Origin of the sequence: Prauserella alba (assembly GCF_024171735.1) — a bacterium.
Lineage (GTDB): Bacteria > Actinomycetota > Actinomycetes > Mycobacteriales > Pseudonocardiaceae > Prauserella > Prauserella alba.
On record NZ_JAMTCH010000004.1, the window covers coordinates 636,690 to 661,112 of the forward strand.

General features: G+C 71.2%; 24 protein-coding genes and 1 riboswitch. Of the genes, 11 read left to right on the forward strand and 13 right to left on the reverse strand.

Annotated features, from left to right (window positions below):
• Positions 1–148: 148 nt before the first annotated feature.
• A complete protein-coding gene (locus tag LY12_RS11775; protein WP_253855933.1) occupies positions 149–2,095 on the reverse strand; it encodes an ABC transporter family substrate-binding protein in 1,947 nt (648 codons plus the stop codon).
• 237 nt (positions 2,096–2,332) lie between these two features.
• On the reverse strand, positions 2,333–4,243 hold the full coding sequence (typA, locus tag LY12_RS11780; protein ID WP_253855934.1) for a translational GTPase TypA: 1,911 nt from the start codon (positions 4,241–4,243) through the stop codon (positions 2,333–2,335).
• 292 nt (positions 4,244–4,535) lie between these two features.
• Between typA and LY12_RS11785 the strand changes: the two genes are divergently transcribed.
• Positions 4,536–4,757 carry a hypothetical protein gene (locus tag LY12_RS11785; RefSeq protein ID WP_183651275.1) on the forward strand — a complete coding sequence of 74 codons (222 nt, stop codon included), beginning with the start codon at positions 4,536–4,538 and terminating at the stop codon, positions 4,755–4,757.
• A gap of 140 nt (positions 4,758–4,897) precedes the next feature.
• Here LY12_RS11785 and LY12_RS11790 read toward each other — a convergent pair whose 3' ends face one another.
• From LY12_RS11790 to LY12_RS11805, 4 genes are all read right to left on the reverse strand, one after another.
• On the reverse strand, positions 4,898–5,197 hold the full coding sequence (locus LY12_RS11790) for a YciI family protein (protein WP_253855936.1): 300 nt from the start codon (positions 5,195–5,197) through the stop codon (positions 4,898–4,900).
• Between the two features lie 129 nt (positions 5,198–5,326).
• Entirely contained in the window at positions 5,327–5,716 is a 390-nt protein-coding gene (locus LY12_RS11795) for a (deoxy)nucleoside triphosphate pyrophosphohydrolase (RefSeq protein ID WP_253855939.1), read from the reverse strand.
• Positions 5,704–7,098 carry a HAMP domain-containing sensor histidine kinase gene (locus LY12_RS11800; protein WP_253855941.1) on the reverse strand — a complete coding sequence of 465 codons (1,395 nt, stop codon included), beginning with the start codon at positions 7,096–7,098 and terminating at the stop codon, positions 5,704–5,706. Before LY12_RS11800 ends, LY12_RS11795 begins: the two co-directional genes overlap by 13 nt.
• Before the next feature lie 29 nt (positions 7,099–7,127).
• Complete coding sequence (locus tag LY12_RS11805; protein ID WP_372493500.1) at positions 7,128–7,832, reverse strand: response regulator transcription factor; 705 nt, start codon at positions 7,830–7,832, stop codon at positions 7,128–7,130.
• A gap of 167 nt (positions 7,833–7,999) precedes the next feature.
• Here LY12_RS11805 and LY12_RS11810 point away from each other — a divergent pair, with 167 nt between their 5' ends.
• Genes LY12_RS11810 through LY12_RS11820 form a run of 3 tightly spaced genes read left to right on the forward strand, consistent with a single transcriptional unit; the run spans position 8,000 to position 10,919 of the window.
• Entirely contained in the window at positions 8,000–9,055 is a 1,056-nt protein-coding gene (locus LY12_RS11810) for a LolA family protein (protein WP_253855943.1), read from the forward strand.
• A complete protein-coding gene (locus LY12_RS11815; RefSeq protein WP_253855945.1) occupies positions 9,052–10,038 on the forward strand; it encodes an ABC transporter ATP-binding protein in 987 nt (328 codons plus the stop codon). Before LY12_RS11810 ends, LY12_RS11815 begins: the two co-directional genes overlap by 4 nt.
• A complete protein-coding gene (locus LY12_RS11820; protein WP_253855947.1) occupies positions 10,026–10,919 on the forward strand; it encodes an ABC transporter permease in 894 nt (297 codons plus the stop codon). Before LY12_RS11815 ends, LY12_RS11820 begins: the two co-directional genes overlap by 13 nt.
• A gap of 625 nt (positions 10,920–11,544) precedes the next feature.
• On the opposite strand, the gene LY12_RS11825 is transcribed toward LY12_RS11820, so the two are convergent.
• Genes LY12_RS11825 through LY12_RS11835 form a run of 3 tightly spaced genes read right to left on the reverse strand, consistent with a single transcriptional unit; the run spans position 11,545 to position 15,281 of the window.
• Positions 11,545–12,561: an ABC transporter ATP-binding protein gene (locus tag LY12_RS11825; protein ID WP_253855949.1), complete on the reverse strand. Its 1,017-nt coding sequence runs from the start codon at positions 12,559–12,561 to the stop codon at positions 11,545–11,547.
• Positions 12,562–14,214, reverse strand: coding sequence for an ABC transporter permease (locus tag LY12_RS11830; protein ID WP_253855951.1), 1,653 nt, complete (start codon positions 14,212–14,214; stop codon positions 12,562–12,564).
• Positions 14,190–15,281, reverse strand: coding sequence for a thiamine ABC transporter substrate-binding protein (locus tag LY12_RS11835; RefSeq protein ID WP_253855953.1), 1,092 nt, complete (start codon positions 15,279–15,281; stop codon positions 14,190–14,192). The genes LY12_RS11830 and LY12_RS11835 overlap by 25 nt, the downstream gene beginning before the upstream one ends.
• Before the next feature lie 81 nt (positions 15,282–15,362).
• A riboswitch (TPP riboswitch) is annotated at positions 15,363–15,477 on the reverse strand.
• Positions 15,478–15,591: 114 nt separating this feature from the next.
• Here LY12_RS11835 and LY12_RS11840 point away from each other — a divergent pair.
• The 3 genes from LY12_RS11840 to LY12_RS11850 all read left to right on the forward strand — a co-directional run bounded on the left by LY12_RS11840 (position 15,592) and on the right by LY12_RS11850 (position 16,887).
• Positions 15,592–15,894, forward strand: a complete 303-nt coding sequence (locus LY12_RS11840) for a 4a-hydroxytetrahydrobiopterin dehydratase (RefSeq protein ID WP_253855954.1) — start codon at positions 15,592–15,594, stop codon at positions 15,892–15,894.
• Positions 15,895–15,994: 100 nt separating this feature from the next.
• Entirely contained in the window at positions 15,995–16,303 is a 309-nt protein-coding gene (locus tag LY12_RS11845) for a hypothetical protein (protein ID WP_253855955.1), read from the forward strand.
• 20 nt (positions 16,304–16,323) lie between these two features.
• Entirely contained in the window at positions 16,324–16,887 is a 564-nt protein-coding gene (locus tag LY12_RS11850; RefSeq protein ID WP_253855956.1) for a GNAT family N-acetyltransferase, read from the forward strand.
• Positions 16,888–16,968: 81 nt separating this feature from the next.
• Here the strand turns inward: LY12_RS11850 and LY12_RS11855 are convergent, their stop codons facing one another.
• Entirely contained in the window at positions 16,969–17,295 is a 327-nt protein-coding gene (locus LY12_RS11855) for a hypothetical protein (protein WP_253855957.1), read from the reverse strand.
• 84 nt (positions 17,296–17,379) lie between these two features.
• Here LY12_RS11855 and LY12_RS11860 point away from each other — a divergent pair, with 84 nt between their 5' ends.
• Positions 17,380–17,865, forward strand: coding sequence for a PaaI family thioesterase (locus tag LY12_RS11860; protein ID WP_253855958.1), 486 nt, complete (start codon positions 17,380–17,382; stop codon positions 17,863–17,865).
• A 172-nt stretch (positions 17,866–18,037) separates the two neighbouring features.
• Here LY12_RS11860 and LY12_RS11870 read toward each other — a convergent pair whose 3' ends face one another.
• From LY12_RS11870 to LY12_RS11880, 3 genes are all read right to left on the reverse strand, one after another.
• Positions 18,038–19,096, reverse strand: a complete 1,059-nt coding sequence (locus tag LY12_RS11870; protein WP_301302485.1) for a peptidoglycan recognition protein family protein — start codon at positions 19,094–19,096, stop codon at positions 18,038–18,040.
• Positions 19,097–19,287: 191 nt separating this feature from the next.
• Complete coding sequence (locus LY12_RS11875) at positions 19,288–19,668, reverse strand: nuclear transport factor 2 family protein (RefSeq protein WP_253855959.1); 381 nt, start codon at positions 19,666–19,668, stop codon at positions 19,288–19,290.
• Between the two features lie 53 nt (positions 19,669–19,721).
• Complete coding sequence (locus tag LY12_RS11880) at positions 19,722–20,450, reverse strand: TetR/AcrR family transcriptional regulator (RefSeq protein WP_253855961.1); 729 nt, start codon at positions 20,448–20,450, stop codon at positions 19,722–19,724.
• A 304-nt stretch (positions 20,451–20,754) separates the two neighbouring features.
• Here LY12_RS11880 and LY12_RS11885 point away from each other — a divergent pair, with 304 nt between their 5' ends.
• The 3 genes from LY12_RS11885 to LY12_RS11895 all read left to right on the forward strand — a co-directional run bounded on the left by LY12_RS11885 (position 20,755) and on the right by LY12_RS11895 (position 24,400).
• Positions 20,755–21,744: an LLM class flavin-dependent oxidoreductase gene (locus LY12_RS11885; RefSeq protein WP_253855963.1), complete on the forward strand. Its 990-nt coding sequence runs from the start codon at positions 20,755–20,757 to the stop codon at positions 21,742–21,744.
• Between the two features lie 68 nt (positions 21,745–21,812).
• On the forward strand, positions 21,813–22,706 hold the full coding sequence (locus tag LY12_RS11890) for an SMP-30/gluconolactonase/LRE family protein (RefSeq protein ID WP_253855965.1): 894 nt from the start codon (positions 21,813–21,815) through the stop codon (positions 22,704–22,706).
• A gap of 137 nt (positions 22,707–22,843) precedes the next feature.
• Positions 22,844–24,400: a BCCT family transporter gene (locus tag LY12_RS11895; protein WP_253855967.1), complete on the forward strand. Its 1,557-nt coding sequence runs from the start codon at positions 22,844–22,846 to the stop codon at positions 24,398–24,400.
• Positions 24,401–24,423 lie beyond the last annotated feature (23 nt).

Here is a 24,423-nt window from a genome sequence, read left to right on the forward strand (position 1 = left end):
CCTAGCGTCCGGACATCCACTTCTTACGTTCGGTAAACATTTGCCGCCCACCGAGTGGCATGTGAGGAGCAATGTAAACCCTCGAGCACAAGCACGGGTATCGAAACGGCGGGAATGTTCGACGGTCGTGACGGCCCGCCCGCCCGAATCACTTCTCGCCGCGGCTCCACTCGACCGCCGAGGCGAACGGACCGGCGGGCATCGGCGCGGTTCGCACACCCTCGACGTCGGAGGTGACGGCCACCGTGTCTGTGGGCTGGAACAGGGGAATCGTCACCCCGGCGTCCCACAGCGCCGGCTCTACGGTGCGCAGCGCCTCGTCGAGCGGTTTCGAGCCGGTCAGCGCATCGACGATGACCGACTGCAGCTCCGGGTCGCAGTAGCCGGCCGGATTGGCGGGCCGCATCCCGGCATCGTCCGAATCGCCACTCTGCGCGCTTTCGGTCTCGTTCGAACCGGCACCGGAATCAGCGGCCTCACCGGTTTGTGTGCCGGATTCGCCGGATTCACTTTCGTCGGATCCGGAACCGTCGCCTGCTCCGCCCGGCGTACTTTCTGCCGTACGACCGTCGGCCGATTCCGAACTTTCGTCGGTATTTCCTTCCCCGGAACCGTCCTCGCCTTCTCGGCCGTCGGCACCGCCGGTGGCGAGCGGGGCGCAACCGTAGGACGACGCGAGCGACGAGGCCGGGTCGCCGCTGACCGGGCGGCCGACGACGGCGATGTCGACCTGCAACGCCCCGTCGGCGTTCTCACCGGGTGCCAGCAGCCGGTTGTACAGCTCCCGCGACGATTGCGGGGTGGCGTCCCTGACCTCGATGCCCGCTTCGACGAGCTGGCGCGTCAACTCTTCGGCCACGGCCGCGAACGGCTGCCGCTGGCCCGGCGCCGCGAGCGCGAGCGACAACGGCTGCCCGTCACGGGTCCAGGTGCCCGCCACGCGTTCGTAGCCCGCCTCCTGCAGCAGCCTGCGGGCCTTGCGCGGCTGCGGGTGGTGCGGCGACGCGCCGGCGGGCAGCGTCGCGCGGTAGGCCTCGTCCGAAGGCGGCCGGACGTGCGCCCCTGCCCGCTCGTAACCGGAAGGGCCGCCGTCGGCGCCCGCCTCGATGAGCGCGTCGCGATCGATGAGCGCCTCGACGGCTTCCCGCACCTGGCCGTCGGCGAGCGTGGCCACCGGCCGCAGCAGCGTCGAGACGACGTAGGGCCGCGGCACCTCCGACACGCTCACGTCGGCATCGAGTTCGTCGAGTCGTTGTCTGACGGTTTCGTCGGTACCGACGACGGCGAGCTGGTCGGTACCGCTGCCCAGCGCACCCGCGAGCGCGGACGGGTCGGTCCGGCGGAGCACGACCCGGTCGACGGCGGCGGGCGCCTCCCAGTACCGCTCGTTGCGTTCGAGGACGATCTCACCCCTGGCGGAGTCGATCGTCGTGATCGCGAACGGACCGCCGTAGGCGGGGAAGCTGCCGGTCAGTGCGTTCTGCCAACCGCCGGGGACGTCCTTCATCAGGTGCTGCGGCAGCAGGTGGTCGAACAACGTCCGCCACCCCGGGTACGGCTCGGAGAACTCGACGTCGACGCGTTTACCGCCGTCGGCCGGGCGGATCTCGGAGATCAGCCGGTAGCCCGCGTCGCCCACCACGCCGGGTTGGGACGTCATCGCCTCGTGAAGGTAGACGAAGTCCTCGACCGCGATGGGCGCGCCGTCCGACCAGGACGCGTCGGGCCGGATCCGGTAGGAGACGGTGAACGGATCGTGCGCGGTGACCTCGGCCGACCGCATGAGCCGCTCGTCGAGCACCCGGCTGCCGTCGTCGCCCTTCCGGAAGACCGACGGCAACAGCATCGTCGCCAGCGCCTGGGTGGTCGTGGACTGGTCAGCCAGGATGTGCGGGTTGTAGCCGCCGCCGATGGAGTCGACCGCCACGGCGATGTCCGAGCTGTCACCGGGCGCCGCCTGAGACGTCTCCGCGACGGGAGAGCTCACCACCGGAGGGGGCGGCATGTTCGTACACGCCGTCATCAGGACGGCCACCAGCGCGAACACGAGCACGACCGGTTTCCGGCCCGCTCGCCCCCCAATGATCGCGCGCACCTGCCGCTGCTCCCCTCACGTGTCGCCTACCCCGGCGCGGAACGCGCCACCGGGCCGGTTCGAGCCTGCCAGACCGGTTGTCAACTCCCGGCGAGGCCACCATTGCCGACGCACGACAGGGTCAACCGGTTCCCCCGGCCGCGGCCCGTTCGCCACCGCACCACGCGAGAGCCGCCGGCGCGGCACGGGTCCGGTTCTCCCCCTTCTCCCGAACCCGTCCCGCGGTCTGCGACCGGCTCAGGAACGGTCGCGTGCCTTCGCGCGCGACCGTTCCTTGGCCCGCTGCGGCCCGTCGAGCGTCATCTTGCGGACCCGGACGACCTTCGGGGCCACTTCGACGCATTCGTCGCTGGAGCAGAACTCCAGCGCCTCCTCGAGGCCGAGCTTGCGCGGCCTGGCGAGCCGTTCGAGCTCGTCGCCGGTGGCCGAACGCATGTTGGTGAGCTTCTTCTCCTTGGTGATGTTGATGTCGAGGTCCTCGGCGCGCGGGTTCTCGCCCACGACCATGCCCTCGTACACCTCGGCACCGGGCTCGACGAAGAACTCGCCCCGGTCGGCGAGCTGCAGCATCGCGTACGTCGTCACCGGGCCGGGGCGGTCGGCGACCAGCGAACCCGAGTTCCGCGTGCGGATCTCGCCCGCCCACGGGAAGTAGCCCTCGAAGACGTGGTTGGCGATGCCCGCGCCGCGGGTCTCGGTGAGGAAGTCGGTGCGGAAGCCGATGAGGCCGCGGGAGGGCAGCACGTACTCCAGCTTGATCCGGCCCGTGCCGGAGCCCTCCATCTCCTCCATGCGGCCCTTGCGGGCGGCGAGGAGCTGGCTTATCGAACCCATGTACTCCTCGGGAGCGTCGATGTAGAGCCGTTCGAACGGCTCGTGCAGCTTGCCGTCGACGGTCTTGGTGACCACCTGCGGCTTGCCGACGGTGAGTTCGAAGCCTTCGCGGCGCATCTGCTCGACGAGCACGGCCAGCGCCAGCTCACCGCGGCCCTGCACCTCCCAGGTGTCGGGGCGTTCGGTGGGCAGCACGCGCACGCTGACGTTACCGATGAGCTCCTGGTCGAGCCGCGCCTTCACCAGGCGCGCGGTCACCTTGTCGCCGCCGCCACGGCCGGCCAGCGGCGAGGTGTTGACGCCGATGGTCATGGAGATCGCGGGTTCGTCGACGGTGATGCGCGGCAGCGCCTCGGCGTGCTCCGGGTTGGCGAGCGTGTCACCGATGGTGATGTCGGGGATACCGGCGATCGCGACGATGTCGCCCGCGGTCGCCTCCTGCGCAGGCACCCGTTCCAAGGCCTGGGTCACCAGCAGCTCCGAGATGCGCACCTGCTGGACCTCACCGCCCTCCCTGATCCAGGCGACCGTCTGGCCCTTGCGGATCTTGCCCGCGTAGATGCGCACCAGCGCGATCCTGCCGAGGAAGCTGGAGGCGTCGAGGTTGGTCACGAGGGCGCTGAGCGGCGCCTCCGGATCGGCGGCCGGGGGCGGCATGTGGTCGAGCAGCACCTCGAACAGCTGGTCGAGGTTCTCGCTGGCCGGGGCCTGACCGTCGACGGGCCGCTCCAGGCTCGCGCGCCCGTCGCGGGCGGCCGCGTAGATCACCGGCATGTTCAGCACGGCGTCCATCGCCTCGTCGGTCATGCCGTCGACGTCGCCCGCCAGTTCGAGCAGCAGGTCGTGGGTCTCCTCGACCACCTCGGCGATGCGGGCGTCGGCGCGGTCCACCTTGTTCACCACGAGGACGACGGGCAGACCGGCTTCGAGCGTCTTGCGCAACACGAACCGCGTCTGCGGCAGCGGGCCCTCGCTGGAGTCCACGAGCAGGACGACGCCGTCGACCATCGACATGCCGCGCTCGACCTCGCCGCCGAAGTCGGCGTGGCCCGGGGTGTCGATGACGTTGATCGTCACCGGGCCGTCCGGGGTGTTGCGGCGGATGGCCGTGTTCTTGGCCAGGATCGTGATGCCCTTCTCCCGCTCCAGGTCACCCGAGTCCATGACGCGGTCCACCAGCTCGTCGCGCTCGTTGAACGCGCCCGACTGCCGCAGCATGGCGTCGACGAGCGTCGTCTTGCCGTGGTCGACGTGAGCCACGATCGCGATGTTCCGGAGGTCTGTCCTGACCTTCTCGGAGGTGAGTGCAGGCACGCGAGAACTCCTGATACGAGAAGAGGGTTGGGGTGACCTGCGCCGTCGCCGCGGCGCGGGGTCTTTTCCCAGCGTACCGGGGGCGGCGATGTGCCCGGCGCCACACCTCGCGACCACCCCGGACAACGCCCGCGCCCGCCCGGGCTACGGCCCCGCAACGGGAGCGCCCGACCAGGCGCGGGGCGCCCGTAGGGCACGTCGTCGGACTCGGTGTGGTCAGCGCCACCCTTCACAACAACTGAGGTTGGCCTAACCTAACAGGGGCAATCGACGTCGCCCCTGGAGCGTGCCCGTGGGCAAGAAGCACAAGTCCGGCAAGCACATCAAAGCCAGCACCAAGCTGGCGGTGGCGCTCGCACAGGAGGACGACCCGAAGTCCGCGGTCCGCGGAATGATCAAGGCCGGTCAGCTGAAGAAGAAATGCTGCAAGTCGAAGCCGCGGTGCAAGAAGTGCCCGGTCATGGCACTGCAGACCGCCAAGACGATGCAGTCGAAGGTGTCGAAGGCGGCCTGACCTGCACGGCCGACCGGCCCGCGTCGGACCCGGTACCGCGGAACCGCTCACGTCGGCATGACGTTTCAGACGGAGACCGTCCCGGGCCGTGCTGTCCCGCCCGGGCGGGATGCATGCCCGCTCGGCTCGTGCGCTCGCCGTCAGCCGGCCAGGAGCTCGTTGATGTCGTTCAGCTCGTGACAGGTGCGAGTCGCGGCGAACTCGATGACCTCGTACGACGCGAGATGCCGGATCGAGAGCGGATCGGACGCCAACATCGCGTCGATCTTCAACCTCGACATCGGGCGCACGATCATCACCTCGCCGCGATGCAGATCCCTGCGACCCGACGCGATCAAGTGCTCCTGCTCGTACTGCTTGGTGAGCCACTCGGCGTGGTCCGGCAAGGCGTAGTCCACGTCCGTGACCGGGGCCGTGTAGGTAACCAATACGACGTACATACCTCGACCGTACGTCCGCCACCATCCCAGCGCAGCGTGGAAAACCCGCGCGTTCTGCGCCCGCGCACGGGCCGCGCTGGACGAGCGCCGCCGCCGGTCCGCCGCGGCGCGCGACCGGGTTCGCCGGTATCAGGCGAGCAGTTCCTCGAGATCGGGAATCAGTACGCGGTCGGCGGGCAACCAGTCGACGGCCGCCACCTCGCCCGCACCGACCCACTGCAAGGCCTTGTGTTCGGCGGCCTGCGGGGTACCGCCGTCGTCGACCAGTGCGGCGGCGTAGACGCGCAAAACGGCGCCACTCTGCAACGCGATGTCGCCCCCGACGCGGACGCCGACGGTGACATCGACGCCCAGTTCCTCGCGGCATTCCCGCACCAGCGCGTCGGCCTCCGACTCGTCCGGTTCCACGCGGCCTCCCGGCAGTTCCCACAGCCCGGCGACGTCGTCGGGATAGGAGCGCTGCCCCACGAGCAACTTGCCGTCGTCGACAATCGCCGCCCCGACGATCACCCGGTCCATGTCCGCTCCTCACGGTCGGCGGTCGTGTGCCTGCGCCAGCTCACCTCGAAGCGGGCTCCCCCGTCCGGCGATTCGCCGACGACGACCCGTCCGCCGCGTCGGCGCACCGCTTCGGCCACGAGAGCCAGCCCGAGACCCGTTCCGCCGGAGCTGCGCGCCCGGTCGTCGGAAGCCCGGTAGAATCGGTCGAACACGTGTCCCCGGTGCTCCGGATCGATGCCCGGACCGTCGTCGTCGACGACCACGCGCACCCACGCACGCGTGGCCAGCACCGACACGACGATGCCGCTCGCCGCGTGCCTGCAGGCGTTGCGCAGCAGATTGTCCAGCACGAGCTCGACCTCCGACGGGGCGGCCAGCGCCCACGCCGACGGCACGAGCGCGCTGACCCGCACGTCGAGTCCGTCCGCGCCGAGCCGTTCGACGGCCGCGCGCGCCTCCGTGACCAGTTCGACCGGTTCGGCCACCGGCACCTCCCCCGCGTCCGCGCGCGCGAGGGTCAGCAGGCCGTCGAGCAGCGTCGACAGGCGTTCGGTCTCGACGAGGACGTCCGCGAGCGTCTCCTGCGCGAGGTCGCCGTCGGAGGCCGCGACGCCGACCTCGGCCTGCACCCGGATCGACGCGACGGGCGAACGCAGCTCGTGCGCCGCGTCGCCGGTGAATCTGCGGAGCCGCTCGCCGACCTCGTCGTAGCGCGCGAGCAGGCCGTTGAACTCGGCGGCCAGCGCCCCGATCTCGTCGGCCGACCCTGGTTCGGGCAGTCGCCCACCGCTCGGCAGTGCCCGCACCGACCGGCGCATCCGGCCGACGGGACGCAATGCTGCACCGGTCACGACCCACGTCGCGGCGCCCACCAGCACCGCGCCCGCGACGGCGAGCCCGACGAGCAGCCTGCCCCCGTCGGCGATCACCGCCGCCGCACCGGCCAGCGGCGCCTCCGCCACCACGAGGCGCTGCGCACCGTCGGGTGCGGTGACCACCGAGCCGGCCCATCGCGTGGGCACGGCACTGTCACGGCCCCCGACGGTCACCGCGAGACCCGCTTTGAGGTCGCCGACGTGCTCATCGCCGAGCGTGGGTGGCGCGCCGCCGTCCACCGGGTCGCCCGCGGTGTCGAGCACCCGAACGCGCAGGCCGTCCGATGTGGATGGCGTCGTGCCGGACTCGACGGCCCGTGCGGCCGTGGCCACCGCCGTCCGCAGGTCGGCATCGACGCCGGCGCGCAGCCACGGGCCGACGAAGCGCCCGGCGAAGAGCGCGAGCACGAGCAGGACGGCCGCCGCGACGACGGTCGCCACCACGGTGATGCGCAGTCGCAGGCTTCTCCCGCGCCACCAGCGACGGCGACGCGGATCTCCCGTGCGCGGGGGCGGGCTCGTCACGCGCCGGTCCTCGTCACTCGCCGGTCTCGTCACTCGCCGGTCGCAGTGCCCGAATCGGGGTCGCCCGCGACGTACCCGTGGCCCCGCACCGTGCGCACGAACGCGGTCGCCCCCACCGCGTCCAACTTGCGCCGCAGATAACCCACGTACACCTCGACGACGTTGCGCGTGGCGGCTCGCTGGTCGCCCCACACCGACTGCAGCAGCTCCTCCTTGGTCACCACCGTGCCCGCGCGGCCCGCGAGCGCCTCCAGCAACGCGTACTCCCTGGGACTCAGCGGAACCGGTTCCTCGCGCCAATACACCTCACGACGTCCGCGGTCGAGCACGAGCGGGCCGATCCGCAACTGTCCACGGGCACCTTCGGCGGCGGCGCGCCGTAGGGTCGCGCGCACCTGCGCGACGAGCACGACGAACGAGAACGGCTTCACGACGTATCCGTCCGCACCGAGGTCGAGACCGTCGGCCTGGTCGATCTCGCCGTCCTTGGCCGAGATCAGCAGCACCGGCGTCGTCACGCCGTCCGCGCGCAGCCGTTCGAGCACGCGGTAGCCGGAGAGGCCGGGCAGCATGATGTCGAGCAGGACGACGTCGAACGCCCCGGTCCCGGCGAGATTCAGCGCCGTGTGGCCGTCGGCGGCCACGGTGACGTCCATGCCCTCCGCACCGAGGCCACGGCGCAGCGCCTTGCGCACACCCACTTCGTCGTCGACGACCAGCACTCGCGGTTCCACATCTGTCAGGATGCCGCCTTCCCGGCCCGGGCGCGGGATCTCTCAGCGCCTTCTCAGCGTGGCGCACCTTCTCAGCTCGGTCTCAGCACCGGCCGCGAAGACTCAACGGTGTCAGGAAACGCCGGTGACTGGGAAACTGGCGGTTACTCCGGGGGCGAGGAGGACTCGTGAACACGAAACGGAAAGCGGCGACGGTGGCGGTGGCCGGGACGGCGGCAGGCGCGCTCGGACTGGGGCTGCTCGCGATGCCCGCGGGCGCCGACAGCGCGCCCGAACTCCCTGAGATCGGGGCGCAGCAGCTGGTCGGCTCGGTGCTGAAGGCGCAGCCGCCCGCGATGTCGGGCACGGCGACGGTCGACAACGAGCTGGGCATCCCGGCCGTGCCGGGCGTACCGGCGCTGGACGCGCAGTCCGCACGCGTCTACTACGACGGCGACGGCAAGGGCCGGGTCGCACTGGAGCAGGAGTCGAGCGAGCTGACCTACGTCCTCGGCGAGAAGGAGCTCTGGTCCTACGACTCGGCCGAGGGCACGGCCACGCGGACCCCGCTGCCCGCCGGTGCGCGGGGCGAGCACCGCAGCCCGAAGGCGGACGGGGCGGACCCCGCCAGGGCCGCGACGCAGGTCGTCGACAAGCTTGAGGAGTCGTCGAACGTCTCGGTCGACGGGACGGCGCGCGTGGCGGGTCGCGCGGCATACGAGCTGGTGCTGACGCCGAAACCCGACGAGCGGACGCTGGTTCGCGAGGTCCGCGTGGCGGTCGACGCCGAGGAGCGGTTGCCGTTGCGCATGTCGGTGCTGACACACGGCACGACCGAGCCGGCGTTCGAGATCGGCTTCTCCGAGGTCGAGTTCGGCCCGCAGCCGGAGCGGCTGTTCGAGTTCTCCCCGCCGGAAGGCACCGAGGTGACCGAATCCGAGGCGGGCCGGCCCGAAGGCCACCGCGGCGGCAGCGGTGACGAACCGCAGTTCCGGACCACGGGCGACGGCTGGGACACGGTCGTGCTCACCCGCGTGCCGCAGGAACTGCGCGATCGTGGCGAGAACGGCGGCACCGACGTCGAGGGCATGCTCGACCGGTTCGGCAAGCCCGTGCAGGGCGAGTTCGGCTCCGGGCACGTCATCGAGACCCGCATCGGCACCGCACTGATCACCGAGGACGGCAGGCTCGCGGCAGGCGCCGTGCCCGAGCAGGTCCTGCGCCAGGCACTGGAGAACCGGTGACCGCGCAGGCCGAGCCGGTGGTGGCGGGTCCCTCTCAGCAGGAGGGGCCCGCCCTCGCGGCCCGCACCCGAGGACTGCGCAAGACCTACGGCCGGACGGTCGCGGTCGATCACGTCGACCTCGACGTCCCCGAGGGCGCGGTGCTGGGGATGCTCGGCCCGAACGGCTCGGGAAAGACGACGACGATCCGCATGCTGCTGGGGTTGGTGCAGCCGACCGAGGGCGAGGTCGAGCTGCTCGGCCATGCGATGCCGGAGCGGGCCGCCGACGCGCTGCCGGACGTGGGAGCGCTGGTGGAGGGCCCTGGGTTCCATCCGTTCCTGTCGGGGCGGGAGAACCTGCTGCGCCTGGGAGCCGCCGAACCCCGGCTGACGGCGGGTCAGATCTCCGCCGCGGTCGACGACGCGCTCGAAAGGGTAGGGCTGAGCCGCGCGGGCGGGCGCCGCTACCGCGGCTACTCGCTGGGCATGAAGCAGCGGCTGGGGCTGGCCGGCGCGCTACTCGTACCGCGCAGGCTCGTGGTCCTGGACGAGCCGACCAACGGGCTCGACCCGGCTGGCACCCGGGAGATCCGGTCGGTCATCGCGGATCTGCACCGCGAAGGCGTGACGGTGCTCGTCTCGTCCCATCTGCTCGCCGAGGTGGAGGCGACGTGCACGCACGTCGCCGTGCTGAACGAGGGCACCCTCGTCGCGCAGGGCGACCTGACGGAGCTGCTCGAATCCGAGTCACCCGGCCTCGAAGTGTCCACAACGGACGCGTCGGCGGCGGTGGCTGCCCTGCGTGCGGCACACCTGAACGCACGTCCGACACCGGACGGCGTGCGCGTCGAGCTGACGCGAGCCGCGGCGCCGGACGTGATCGCCACGCTCGTCGGCGCGGGCGTACCGGTCCACGAAGCGCGGCGCAGCCGCACCGGCCTGGAGGACCTGTTCGCCAGGCTGACCCAGGACAGTGAGGAGGCGCCGACATGGACGTCATGACGACACCTGCGCGGCGCACGGCTCCAGTGCCGCGGCTCGTGCGCGCCGAGCTACGCTGGATCTTCCGCAGGCCCCGCACGCTCGCCGTGCTCGGGCTGCTGGCGCTCATCCCGGTGATCATGGGTATCGCACTGGCGACGACCAGTCCGGCGGCATCACCCGGTGGCGGCGGACCCGGTGGTGGCGGTCCCGGTGGTGGGCCGGGCGGCGACGACGGCGGTGGCCTGCTGGCGGCGGCCGCGGGCAGCGTGCTCATCCTGCCGATCGCTGCACTGACCATGACGATGCAGATGCTGCTGCCGTTGGCCGCCGCCATGTCCGGAGCCGACGCGCTCGCGGGTGAGACCTCCACCGGCACATTGCGCGGCTGGCTGCTCGCGCCGGTCGGGCGCGCCAGGCTGCTGCTGGTCAAGGCACTGGGGGTGGCGACGTTCACGCTCGTGGCGGCCTCCGTCATCGCGGTGAGCGGCATCCTCACCGCATTGGTCATCAACGGGGGCGGCACGCTGTACACGCTGTCGGGTACGACGCTGTCGATACCCGACGCGCTCGGCCGCATCGCACTCGCCGTGGCCTGGGTGACATTGCAGCTGTGGGCGGTCGGCGCGGTCGCGCTCGCGATCTCGGCGCTGACCGAACACCCCATGGTCGTGCTCGCATCCGTGCTCGGCGGCATCATCGTGTTCGCCGTGCTCGGCAGCCTCGACGCACTGTCCTGGCTGCACCCGTTCCTGCTCACCGACGCGTGGTGGTCGCTCGTCGACGTGTTGCGCGATCCGATCCCCTCGGGCGATCTGATCGACGGCGCACTGAAGGCCGCGTGCTATCTGGCGATCGGCGGGTCGCTCGCGTACGCGCGGTTGGTTTCCAAGGACGGGTGATGCGTTCTCCGGACCCCGGCGGTACGACGGCCGTTGACCGCCGGGGTTCGCGATTCTCGGCGAGGACTGCGACTCCGGGATTTGTCGACTCATCGGCAGGTCTCCGAGGCGGAGTTGCACGTCTCGGGGGGCCTTTCGCCTCGCCGGCTGGGCAGGTCGACGGGAGGGCACTTCGCTGCAGGCGCACACCTATGGGTGTTGCTGTTTCGAACTCTGGTTCGAAACAGTACGCGGTGCGACTGGTTCTGGGGATAGTGCTGCTGTGGCCGTGTCGCTGCGATGCCGACGGGCGCAGGTTGATGCCGAGGAGATGGTACTGCTCGCCTCGCTGGCCTCGGCAGAAGACGACGCCGCCCCACCGCCGCCATCCGCGACCTCGTCCGCGTGCGCGATCGCGGATGCATCCCCGGTGCCACCGACCCGCCCGCCACTGCGACCTCGACCACCAACACGAATGGACCGCCCACCACGGCCCCACCTCGGCCGCCGACACCGCACCACGCTGCCACCGACACCACCGCCGCCACTGCCCGACGAACCACCCTTCTAAGCAGCACGAGCTCACAGCGGCCAAGCGGGGTTCCGACCAACGGAGAACCGGACTACGCCACGGGCGGGTTCGGCGCTAACCGACGATCGCCACACCGCCGGGGTCCAAGGTGAGGCGGACCTCGTCGCCGGGCCGCGCCGCGTCCGCCATCGTGGCGACCGCATCGACGGTGGACACGTCGGGAACGGTCTCCGACACGTCGACCGTCACCCGCGTGTGGTCGCGGCGCCTCGCCCGCGACACCACCTCCCCCGGCACTCCGGTGGAGGCGACACGCAACGCGTGGGGCCGCAGGCCGACGGTGGCCGGCCCGGTGAGGGCCCACGGGACATCGGCCGAACCGAAGGCACAGCTCATCCGGCCGTCGGTGACCTCGCCGGGCAGCACGGTGGTGACCCCCAGGAAACGGGCCACGCGTTCGTCGGCGGGTGCGCGCCAGACGTCGATCACGTCGCCGGACTGCCGGATGCGCCCTTCGTCGAGCACGGCGAGGCGGTCGGCCAGCGTGAACGCCTCCTCCTGGTCGTGCGTGACCAGTAGTGTCGTGGCCTTGGCGCGGCGCAGCACGCCGACGAGGTCGAGCGCCAGCGATTCGCGCAGTTCGGCGTCCAACCCGGACAGCGGCTCGTCGAGCAGCAACAGCCTCGGCCGGGGCGCCAGCGCCCTGGCCAGCGCCACGCGCTGGGCCTCACCGCCGGACAGTTCGGTGACCGGCCGCCGCTCGTAACCCGCCAGACCGACGAGTTCCAGCAGCTCGGCCACGCGACGGTCGCGATCGCCTGCTGCCATGCCCTGCATCCTCGGGCCGAACGCGATGTTGCCCGCCACGTCGCGATGCGGGAACAGCTGGCCGTCCTGGAACACGAGCCCGAAGCCGCGGCGGTGCACCGGCACGCCCGCCAGGTCGTCGCCGTCCCAGCGGACCGCGCCGGAGGCCGGTTCGAGACCCGCGATCGCGCGCAGCAACGTCGACTTGCCCGAACCGGACGGCCCGAGCAACGCCAACACCTCGCCGTCGGCGATCTCCAGCGACGCGTCACGCACCGCGGGTGTGCGGTCGTAGGTGACGGTGACCCGGTCCACGGTCAGCATTCAGAACTCCCCGACGTGCGGCGCCCGCAGGCGGTCGATGACGGCGGCCACGCCCGCGGTGACGAGCATCAGCAGCGTGCACGCCGCGTAGGCCAACTGAGTGTTCTCCTCGCCCGGTCTGCTGATCAGCTCGTTGATCGCCACCGGCAGTGTCGGCGCCTCGGGGCGGGCGAGAAAGCTCGTCGCGCCGAACTCGCCCAGCGCGACGACGTAGCCGAACGCCGCGGCCGCCGCCAGCGACCGGGCCGCGAGCGGCAGGTCCACCGTCCACCACACCCGCGCAGGCGGCGCGCCGAGTGTCGCCGCGGCCTGGCGCAGCCGGACGTCGACCGACCGCAGCACAGGCAGCACCATGCGGATCACCAGTGGCACGACGACGAGCGCCTGAGCCAACGGCACCAGCATCGGCGACGTGCGCAGATCCCCGGGCAACGCATCGAGGGTGACCAGATAACCGAAGCCGACGGTCACCGCGGACACACCGAGCGGCAGCATCAGCGCCGCGTCGAGCGTCTCCCCTGCCAGCCGTGCCACCCGGCCACGGGCCCGCCCCGCCGCCACCAGCGCGACGGCGGCGAGCACCCCGACGATCATCGCCAGCACCGTCGCGTCGAACGCCGTCCGCAGGGAGTTCAGTGCCGCCTCCCAGCCGGTGACGCTCAGCGCACCGTCGCCGGAACCCGCCAGCGCGCGGTAACCGTCGAACCCCCAGCCGTCGCGTGTGGACAGCGAACGGACGACGAGTGCCAGGATCGGCACCAGCAGACCCGCCACGACCGTCAGCGCCGCTCCGACCACCCACCACTCGCGGCCCGCGGGCCTGCGGGCCGTCACCACGGGGGCGCGAAGCGGTGCGGCACGCTCCCGTCGCCGCCGCGCCACCCCGCCGATCACGAGCGCGACGATCACGGCCGCGAGCTGCACCAGCGACAGCGCCGCCGCACCGGACAGGTCGAGCAGCTCCACGGTCCGCAGGTAGATCTCGGTCTCGAGCGTGCGATAACGCCCGCCGCCGAGCATCAGCACCACACCGAAACTCGTGGAACAGAACAGGAACACGACCGCGGCCGACGACGCGAGCGCCGGTGCGAGAGCGGGCAGCGTCACGGTGCGGAACGCCTGCCACGGCGAGGCGCCCAGACTGCGGGCCGCGTCCTCGGCGCGCCGGTCGAGGTGCGCCCACAACCCGCCGACGGTGCGCGCCACGACGGCGACGTTGAAGAACGCGTTGGCCAGCACGATCGTCGCCACCCCACCGCCGGGCCACAACGCCTTGAACGCCAGCCCCACGACGACCGTCGGCAGCACGAACGGCACCAGCAGGAACGTCCGAACCCATCCGAACCCGTGCAGCCGCGCCCTCGCGAGCAGGAACGCCACGGGCATTCCGGCGAACACCGCCACGGCCGTCGACGCCGCCGCCTGCCCGAGGGTGAACGCAGCCAGGTCCCAGGTCTGTGCCTGCGCCAGCGCCGCTGCGACTCCCCCGTCGGTGACGCCGAGCCGCACGATCGCCACGACCGGCCAGGCGAACAGCACGCCCAGGAACGCGATCGGCAGCGCCGCGAGCGCGACGACGCCGGCCCCGCGGCCCCCTCCGGCCGCGGGGCCGCGACGCCCGACTCGGCTCAGCCCTCGTACAGCTCGCGCCACTGCTGGATCCACTGCTCCCGGCCCTCGCTGACCTCGGCGGCGGGCAACTGCGCCGGGTCGTCCGGCAACGGGGCCGCCTTCCGCCACGAACCGGGCAGTTCGACGTCGGACCTGGCCGGATAGACGTACATGTTCTCCGGCACGGTGCGCTGGAACTCCGGGGACAGCAGGAAATCGACGACCCGGCGCGCCGCGTCGGGACGCTCCGTGCCGGAGAGCACCCCCGCGTACTCGACCTGCCGGTAACAGGTCTCCAGCAGCGCCTTCGTGCGAGGCGTGCCGTCGTCGCCGATCTCGGCGGCCGGGGACGACGCGTACGACACGACGATCGGGCGCGGGCCGTTGCCGGACGACCCGGAGAACTCCTGCGTGTAGGCCTCGGTCCAGCCGCTCACGACCTGCGCACCGCCCTCCTTGAGGTTGCGCCAGTAGTCCTGCCAGCCGTTCTCGCCCTTCTCGGCGATGGTCGCGAGCAGGAACGCCAGGCCGGGCGACGACGTCGCGGGGCTCGGCGTCACCAGCAGCTTGCTGTAGCGCGGCCTGGCCAGGTCGGCGAACGTGCGCGGGGCGGGCACGTCGTGGGAGGCGAACCACTCGGTGTCGATGTTGACGCACACATCGCCGACGTCCACGGCCGTCAGCCGGGCCCCGTCACCGCTCGCACCGTGGTCGCCCGCGTCGTCGAGCGCGTAACGCTGCGGACCCTCTGCTGCGGCCGGGGCGTCGTACGGGGCGAACACGTCCTCGGCGAGAGTGCGGGAGGCGAACGTCGAGTCGATGCCGTAGGCGACATCGGCCACCGGGTTGGCCTTCGTCAGCACGAGCTTGTTCGCCAGCGCTCCGGCATCGCCCTGGTTGAGCACCTTGACGCGGATACCCGACCGCGACTCGAACTCGTCGAGCACCTCCTGCGGAACGGCGAACGAATCGTGCGTGGCCAGCGTGACCGTCGTCGCCGACGAAGCGTCGCCACCACCGCCGTCCCCACCCCCGATCAACGTGCACCCGGTGGTGAACAGGCCGGTCAGGGCAACGGCGGTCAGCTGGCTCAAACGGCGCGGCAACATCGTCTCTCCTCGTCGGCACCGTCCGCGGCGCCGACCGGGGCCGCAGGCGACCCGGAGGGCAAGCGGCTCGGAGTACGACGGCTCGAGCTGAGCATGCCTCCCTGCGCCGGCATGACCCGGATCAGGTGCGAACGGTCGTGGGCTCGGTGCCCACCTCTCAGTCCGGCCGGTTCACCGGACTCCCGTGGCGGCGGGCACCCCGCGCCGTGAGCGCGCCACCATGATCACGAAACGGTGATCTCGACACGCTACGGCCGACATGCCCGACTGCGACTGTGCAGCTTACCCCTCCCGGCACCACCATGGACACATGACGGAGCTACTCAGCGACGACCGCATCCAGACAGCACTCGAACACCTCCCCAACTGGCACCGCGAGGGCGAGGCGATCGTGCGCGAGGCGAAGTTGCCGAGCTTCCCCCGCGCGATCGAGGTGGTGAACCGGGTCGCCGAGCTCGCCGAGAGCGCAGACCATCACCCGGATATCGACATCCGCTGGCGCACGTTACGTTTCTCCCTGAGCACACACAGTGCCGGCGGACTCACGGAGAAGGACGTCTCACTGGCGGCCGAGATCGACGGTGCCGTGGACGCCATCATGGAAGTCTCCTGACCCCGTCTCACCCATGTCCTGTGACGTGCGCAGCATCCGGCAACCTTCCGGTGTCACGCGGCGTTGCACGGGTATCCGACAGCAGAAGGAGGGAGTGCGCATGAGCCGAATCGCCTTACGTACCAACGATTTCCGCACCGTGTCCGCGAGTGGGCCCGGTAGGCGACTGCGGCGCGCGACCGCCGCGGCGACGCTGTCGGTCCTGACCGTGCTCGGCTCACTACTGGCGGGCGCGGCGCCCGCGCTGGCCGACCAGGAGGACAAGCGGCAGGCCGTCGCCGATCCGTGGGACGCGTTCACGCAGGCGGTGGTCGTCGGCAGCACCGCGTTCGTGATGATCATCGGCCTGGCCGGCGCCGTGCTGTATTACACGGCCAAGGGCCACCGCAGGCAGACACAACCGCACTGAGCCCGGCGACCGCAGACCCGATGACGGCACCACCGGCCTTCGCCAACAAGCCCGTCCTCACCGGCGAGCTGGTGCAGTTGCGTCCCGCGCTACCCGCCGACGCTCCCGGTCTGGTCGCGCTGATGCGGGAAGAGGCACTCACGTGGTGCCCGGGGCGCGGCGCCGCGGTGCCCGCACTCGACGATCTGGCGGCGGCCCAGCACTGGTACGGCTCGTGCGGCAAGCGCGGCGACCGGGTCGATCTTGCCGTCGTGGATCGGGGGACCGGGTCGTTCATCGGCGAGGCGGTGCTGGCCGACCTCGACCCGGACAACGCGTCCTGCCGGCTCCGGCTGGGCCTGCTCGGCCCCTACGGCGACGGCCACCGTGACGAAGCCGCCCGGCTACTGCTCGAGTACGCACTCGACGGGGCCCGCTTGCACCGCGTGGAGACGCAGGTGGCGGCATGCCATGTTCGCGCGCGGGAGGCCTACGAGGCGGCCGGCTTCGTCCTCGAGGGCACGCGCCGCGAAGCCGTCGTCGCCGACGGCGAGCGGGCGGACGTCCACATCCTCGCGGCACTGGCGGGCGACCCGCACCCGTGACAACCGTCCGCTCGGTCCCGGCCCTGCTGCGGATGTGTCAGCCGAGCCGGTCCGTGAGCGTGACGAACCGGTCGACCGCGGTCACCGCTCGCCCGGCGCGCGCCGCGTCGGCGCGTCCGGCACACCCTCGATGTGGGCACCGTCGCCAGGGTAGCGCTGCGGGGTCTCGTGCGGGTACTGGTCGGCCGAGCCCTCGGGCTTGCGGCGACGCGGGTACGGCTCCTGCGGGCCGGGGTGGTCGGGCGGCAGGTCGGAGCCGTGTCGCCGCTCCCCCGGATTCCGCTGCGGTCCCGGATTCCGTTGCGGCCCTGGATTCCGCTCAGCCCCCGGCAACCAGTCGAGTTCCGGTCGGGTCCCGCCGCCGGGCGGCTGTGTGTTCGGTTCGGTGTTCCTGTTCGGTTCGGGCATGCTGGTGTCTCCTGACTCACATCGTCAGCAGGCCGGTCGCGACCGGCTCACCGCCGACGGTAGACCTCGACCATGATGAGCGCCATGAGCACCGAGACCGCGAACACCGACGACACCCGGGGCCCGAGCATCCAGCAGCTGCTGTTCCCCGACATGAAGTGCTTCGGCTGCGGACCCGCTAACCCGGACGGGCTTCGGCTGAGCAGCTACGAGGTCGACGGTGTCGTCCGCGCGACCTTCACGCCGTGGCCGCGGCACGACAACGGCGGTGGCTACCTCAACGGCGGGATCATTTCCACGGTGCTCGACTGCCACGGTGCGGCGGCCGTCATGCTCGAGGCCGACCGCCGCGGCTGGGAGCCCGCACCGGGCGAGCACCTGGCCTACGTCACCGCGGGGCTCGACGTGAGGTTCCGCAGGCCGACCCCGCTGGACGAACCGCTGGAGATCACCGCAGAACTGACGACGATCGACGAACCGGAGATGACCGTCGTCTGCGAGATCCACCACGGCGGCAAACTGCGGGCCGCGGGTACCGCCGTGTGGAAGCGGTGGCGGCCGCGCACCTGATTCCACCGGGGCGCCGAGCCCGCCGCGACGTCCGGCGAATCAGGTGTCCGGCGAACCAGGTATCCGCGAATCAGGCGTCCGCGAACCGGGCACCGCCGGTACCGGCACCGTTCCCGGGGCGGAAACCCCGGGAACGGCACCGGACCGGGGTGGGCCGGCCGGCGACGGCCGGTCAGGCGATCCACTCCCACGTCTGCGGGCCGACGACCCCGTCGACGTACAGGCCGTTGGCGGTCTGGAACTCCTTGACGGCCTCGGCGGTCAGCGGCCCGAACTGGCCGTCCTCCAGGAGGCGGGCACCGTACTTGTTCAGGCCGGCCTGGACGGCCTCGGCCGCGTCGCCGCTGTGACCGTTCTTCCTGGTCACGACGAGCTCGGCGAACGTATTGGGGCCGGCGACGCCGTCGACCTGTAGCCCGTTCGCCCGCTGGAAATCCTTGACCGCGGCGGCCGAAACCGATCCGAAGATGCCGTCGACCTCCAGGCTCGCACCGTGCTCGTTGAGCAGGTGCTGCACGGTCTTCGCGGTCTGGGGCGGGGCCGTGCGGTTCGTCGAGACGGTCGTGTACCCGGAATCCGCGACGGTCCACGGCGCCGGCGGCTGGGCCGGCACCCACTCGCCGCGGACGAGCTTCATGAAGTAGTCCCAGTCCCAGCCGGGGCCCGGGTCGGTGTGCGTGGCACCGGGAGCTTCGGAGTGGGCGATGATGTGGTCCCGGTCCTTCGGAATGCCCCAGCGCGAGCACAGGTGCTGCACCAGCTTCGCCGACTCGCGGTACATCTCCGCCGTGTAGAACCGGCCGGGCTCGGAGACCCAGCCTTCGTGCTCGATGCCGACCGAGTAGTCGTTGGCACCGTTGCCGTGCCACGAGATGCGGTTCTCCCGCACCATCTGCGTGATGTGGCCGTCGGAGGACCGGACCACGTAGTGGGCGGCGACGCCGTTCTCGCCCGCCATGTGGTTGATCGCACCGCGATAGCTGCCCTGTGTGGTGTGGATGACCACGGCACTGACGCTGGAACGGGTGTCGCCCAGCGCGTTGGAACCGGCGGCCACCCAGTCGTCGGCGCCGGGGTACTCCGGTACCGAGGAGGCCGCCGCCTCGGGGAGGCCACCGCGGAAGAGCGCGGGTACGCCCACGACAGCGGCCGCGGCGGTGCCACCCGTCACGGCGAGCATGCGCCGACGGGAAAAGCCGCGAGGGGGATTCGGGGTCTGGTCGGTCGACATTCTTCCTCCGGGAGGGGACGGCAGCGATGTCTCGAACGGACGCGGGCCGCCGGCGTCGGCGGCCCGTGCTCGTTGATCGCGAACCTAGGTGAGTCGACCTGGACCAGGTCCGGAAAGCCCGAAAGTCCCTACTTTGCTACTACCGACGAACGGAGGAGGGGCAGGTTCGCAGCCCGAGGACTCCCAGCGGCTCAGCCGCCGAAGACCCGGATGCGGTCGAAGTCCTGCGCCTTGAGGGTGCGGAACCAGAACACGTGCGACCACTGCACGATTTCTCCGCGCAGTGTCCAGGACCCCCAGGCCGCGGCCGCCTTGCCGTGCGTGACTGCGGCTTCGACGTGCGCACCCGTCAGTCCCTTCGGCACGATCTCGGCCAGTGCGGCCGCGGCCGCTTCACGCCCCTCGACCGTGCGCACCCCACCGGAACCGACGACGTCGAGCACACACTCCGGCGCGAGAACCGCGGCCAGCGCGTCGGTGTCACCGCGTGCCAGCTGCTCTTCGAACCGTGCGACGAACACGTTCTTCGGCGAGTTGCCACACGCGTCCGTACCGGTGATCTCCACTGCCATGGTCGCTCCGTTCTCGGCGGTTGCCGCTCACCGTAGCGGCGCCCACCGACGGTTCACGCCCTGTCCGGCCGCGTCGAGCGGTGCGTCCCCACCGCGGCGTGCGGCCCGGGGCGGGGATACGCCTCGGCCGCACTCGTGACCATTCCCAGGGCAAGGCCTGCGTAGAACTCACCGAGCTGCTCGGGCGAATCGTCGCCGCCGGGTCGGTACCAGCGGACCAGGTCGACACCAAGGGACAGGACGGCGCGAACGACCCGGGGCACGTCGACGTTCGCGAACGTCGCCTCGTCGATGCCACGCCGGACCGCATCGTGGAACACGCTGGTCGTGGCCCTGCGCAGATCGAGAATCTCCTCGTGGTGCGGCAGCGAGAGGGCCCCGAGTTCGTACTGGCTGACGCGGCCGACGACGTGGTGCTCGGCGTGCCAGACGACGAACCGCCGCACGAGCGCCCGCAGGTGGGCTGCCGCGTCCGCGCCGGTGCCCGCGCCGCGCACGGTGTCGAGAGAACGCACGTGACCGGTGCGGATGATCTCGAAGAGGAGTTGCTCCTTCGACGAGAAGTGGACGTAGAGCGCACCGGGTGACAGGCCGACGGCGGAGGTGATGTCGCGCGTGGTCGTGGCGTGGAATCCACTCGCGGCGAAACAGTGCACCCCCGAGGTCAGCAACCGGCGCGACTGCTCACTGCGTTCGAGGCCCCAGAACCGGGCCGACTCGGCGCCCGGATCGCCCTGCTGCCTGCCGGGTTCCGCCGCCGTGCGGTCTCCGCGTTCCGTCACGTCGCCCTCCCGCCGTACTCGGGCACGGTCTTGTGCCGACACCGTCGTGTTCAGGCGCCTTCGGCCTCCTCCACCACCTCGACAAGGCCACCTTGCGACTATGACGTGGTTCACAGTAGCATCGGCGCGGTAGGTGAATGAGCGCTCAGTATCCGGCTTTCCGAGTGCTCGATGCCCGCCGGCGACGGTGGCAACGGCGACGGCAACGGCGACCGCGACGAGAGCGGCCGTGCCACTGCGACGGTCACAGCGACGAACCGTCGAACATGCGACCCAGTAGGCGATGACGCCGAGGGAGGCACCAATGCAGGTGTCCTGTGCTTTTCCGACCGCGCTGGATTCGGCCGACAACATCGTGCTGGCGGAGCGGCTCGGCTACGACAGAGCGTGGCTGTACGACACACCCCAGCAGAGCCCCGATGTCTGGATGACACTGGCGCTCGCGGCCGCCCGCACCGAGCGGATCGGGATCGGCCCGGGCGTGCTCGTTCCCAGCCTGCGCCATCCGATGGCCAATGCCTCCGCGACCGCAACACTGTGCGCGCTCGCCCCGGACCGGGTTGCCGTCGCGTTCGGCACGGGTTTCACCGGCCGGCGGGCCATGGGATATCGGGCGGTCCCGTGGTCGTTCATGGCCGCCTACATCCGCGCCTACCGCGGTCTGCTGCGCGGCGAGGTCGTCGAATGGGAGGGTTCGCGCATGCAGATGTTGCATCCGGACGGGCATGCTCCAGCCCGACCGGTCGACGTTCCCGTGTTGGTGGGAGCACTCGGCCCGAAGGGCAACGGGGTCACGGCCGAAATGGGCGACGGACTCTTCGCCACGCTGCAGGTTCCGGACTTCGTGAACGAGTACTCCTGGAGCGCATATCTCGCCTGGGGCACGGTGCTGGACGACGACGAAAGACCCGACTCGGAACACGCCCGTCTCGCTGGAGGGCCCGGATGGGCACTGTCCCTGCACGGCGCGTACGAGTTCGGTGGTCCCGACGCCGTGCGGACGCTGCCCGGCGGCGGTGAATGGCTCGACGTCGTGACCGCCACACCGGAGGACGAACGACACCTTGCCGTCCACTCCGGACACTGTGTCGAGTTGAACCCGGCCGACCGGGCGGCATGGGACGCAGGCGGGCACACCACCCTCCGCGACGTGACCCTCAGCGGCACCCGCGACGAGGTCCACCGCAAGCTCGACACGCTGCGCAGCAGCGGCGTCAGCGAGATCGTCTTCCAGCCGTGCGGCCCCGATGTCCAGTCCGAACTGGAACGGTTCCTCGACGCGGCCCGCGGGTGACCGTGGCCGTGTCGGCAATCGACCGAATGACAGCTACGCCGGGCCACCGGCCCATCCGGGAGGAATCAATGAGCCACGACCTGACGACCGTCATGAGCGACCTGTCGTTCCTGGAGGGCCCTCGCTGGCACGACGGCCGGATCTGGGTGTCCGACTTCTACACCCATCGCGTCTACTCCGCAGCCGAGGACGGCAGTGATCGGCGCGTCGAGGCGGAGGTCCCGCAGCAGCCGTCCGGGCTCGGCTGGCTGCCCGACGGCCGGCTGCTCGTCGTCTCGATGCGGGACGCCCGCCTGCTGCGGCGCGAGTCCGACGGCCGGCTCGTGTGCCACGCGGACCTGTCCCCCTACGTGGGCGGGCATCTCAACGACCTCGTCGTCGACGATCACGGCCGCGCGTTCGTCGGCGACTTCGGCTTCGACCTCATGGGCGGCGCGCCGACGCGGCCGACGAACCTGCTGCGGGTCGATCCGGACGGGACGGTCACGAAGGCGGCCGAGGACGTGCTGTTCCCCAACGGCAGCGTCATCACCGACGACGGCACGCTCCTGGTGTGCGAAACCATGGGCAACCGGGTGACGGCGTTCGACATCGCCGCCGGCGGCACCCTCACGAACCGCAGGACGTGGGCCGCGTTCGGTGAACCGCCCACGGAGCAGGAGATCGAGAAGGCGCTGTCGCAGGTCGTCGTCGCCGCGGACGGTTGCTGCCTGGACTCCGACGGTGCCCTGTGGATAGCCGATGCCACGGGCAACCGTGCCATCCGCGTGCGCCGGGGCGGTGAGATCGTCGACGAGATCCGGCCCGGCACCGGCGTGTTCGCGTGCATGCTCGGCGGTGCGGACGGGCGCACGTTGTACCTGTGCACGGCACCCGACTTCCACGAGGACGCGCGAACAGCGGCCCGCGAAGCCGTGCTGCGCTCCGTACGGGTCAGGGCCGCCCACGCCGGGCGGCCCTGACCGCCTGTCGCCCGGCGATTCGTCCCCCTCGACACGGGGATGGTTGCGGCGGATCGGCTCCAACAGGACGACGGCCACACGGTCCGCGTCACCGAAACGGCAGCTCGCGAGGCCGCGAGACTTTACACTCGGCTGACATGGGCGGCCGACAACCCGGCGCCGCGGCCGACAACCCGCGGCTGGGACCGGTCTTCTACGTGTCGCTCGTCGCATCCGTGGCGTTCATCGTCGTCGGCTTCGCGGTGCCGTCGCGCGTGGCCGACGTTCTCGAAGCGACGCGGCAACTGGTGGTCGACACGTTCGGCCCGGCCTATCCGGTCACGGTCCTGGTGCTGCTGCTTTTCGTTGCCGCGCTCGCGCTGACGCCGGTCGGCCGGATGCGGCTCGGGACCGCCGACACGCGACCGGAGTTCGGCTGGATGTCGTGGATCGCGATGCTGCTGAGCGCCGGTGTCGGGCTGAGTTTTCTGTTCTGGGGCACCGCCGAGCCGCTGATCCACCTGGCCGATCCGCCCGGCGGCACGGCTGCGCCCGGGTCGGCCGAGGCCGCCGCCGTCGGTGTGCGGTACTCGTTCCTGTTCTGGGGGCTGCACGCCTGGGCGATCTACGCGGTCGTCGGCATCGCCGTCGGCTACTCCAGCTTCCGGCACGGCCGCAAGCTGCTGGTGAGCGCAGCCCTGCGGCCACTGCTGGGCAGCAAGGCCGACGGCCCGATCGGCAAGGCCGTCGACATCCTGGCCGTGTTCGCGATCCTGTTCGGGGTCGCGACGTCCCTCGGGCTCGGCACCCGCGAACTCAATGCCGGTCTGAGCCACGTGCTGGACGCGCCCGAGTCGTACGGCGTCAAGATCGCGATCATCGCCGGGCTGATGACCGTCAGCACCATCTCGGCCATGACGGGTCTCGGCCGTGGCATCCGTGTGCTGAGCCTGGTCAACATCGCGTTGTGCGGGGTACTGCTCGGATTCGTGCTGATTCTCGGGCCGACGGCGCACATCTTCGGGACCTTCGGCACCGGGCTCCGCGATTACGCCGGCAGCTTCCTGCCCATGAGCGTCGCCGCGGAGGGTGCCGCGGGGGACACCTGGAACCAGGAGTGGGTCTTTTTCTTCTGGGCATGGTGGATCGGCTGGGCCCCGTTCGTCGGCACGTTCATCGCCCGGATCTCCCGCGGCCGCACGATTCGCAGCATCGTCGCCGGGGTGGTGCTGGTGCCGAGCGGGGTGAGCGTCGTCTGGTTCTCCGTCTTCGGCGGCACCGCGTTGCAACGGGAACAGACCGGCGCCGTGGACGTCTCGCACGTCGCGGGCAACACCAAGGCCGTCGCGACGGTCGAGGTGCTGGGCAGTCTGCCCGGCGCGACGTTGGCGTTCGTCCTGCTCGTGCCCGTGCTGGCGCTGCTGTTCATCACCTCGGCGGACTCGGCGTCGTTCATGCTCGGCAGCACCACGTCGGACGGGAGCATGAAACCGCCGAGACCGCTGCGGCTGATGTGGTCGTTCGCGGCCGCGTTCGCCGCCGTCCTGCTGCTGGGACGTGGCGTGACGACGCTGCAGGGTTCGGCCGTCGTCGCCGCGGCACCGTTCGCCGTGATCCTCATCGGACTGTGCGTGTCGCTGACACTGTCCCTGTGGCGGGACCGCGCCGCCGAACGCGCCCAGCCCCCGGCCGGGGGCGATCCGCCGGACTCGTGACGTCACGCGACCTCGCCTGCAGC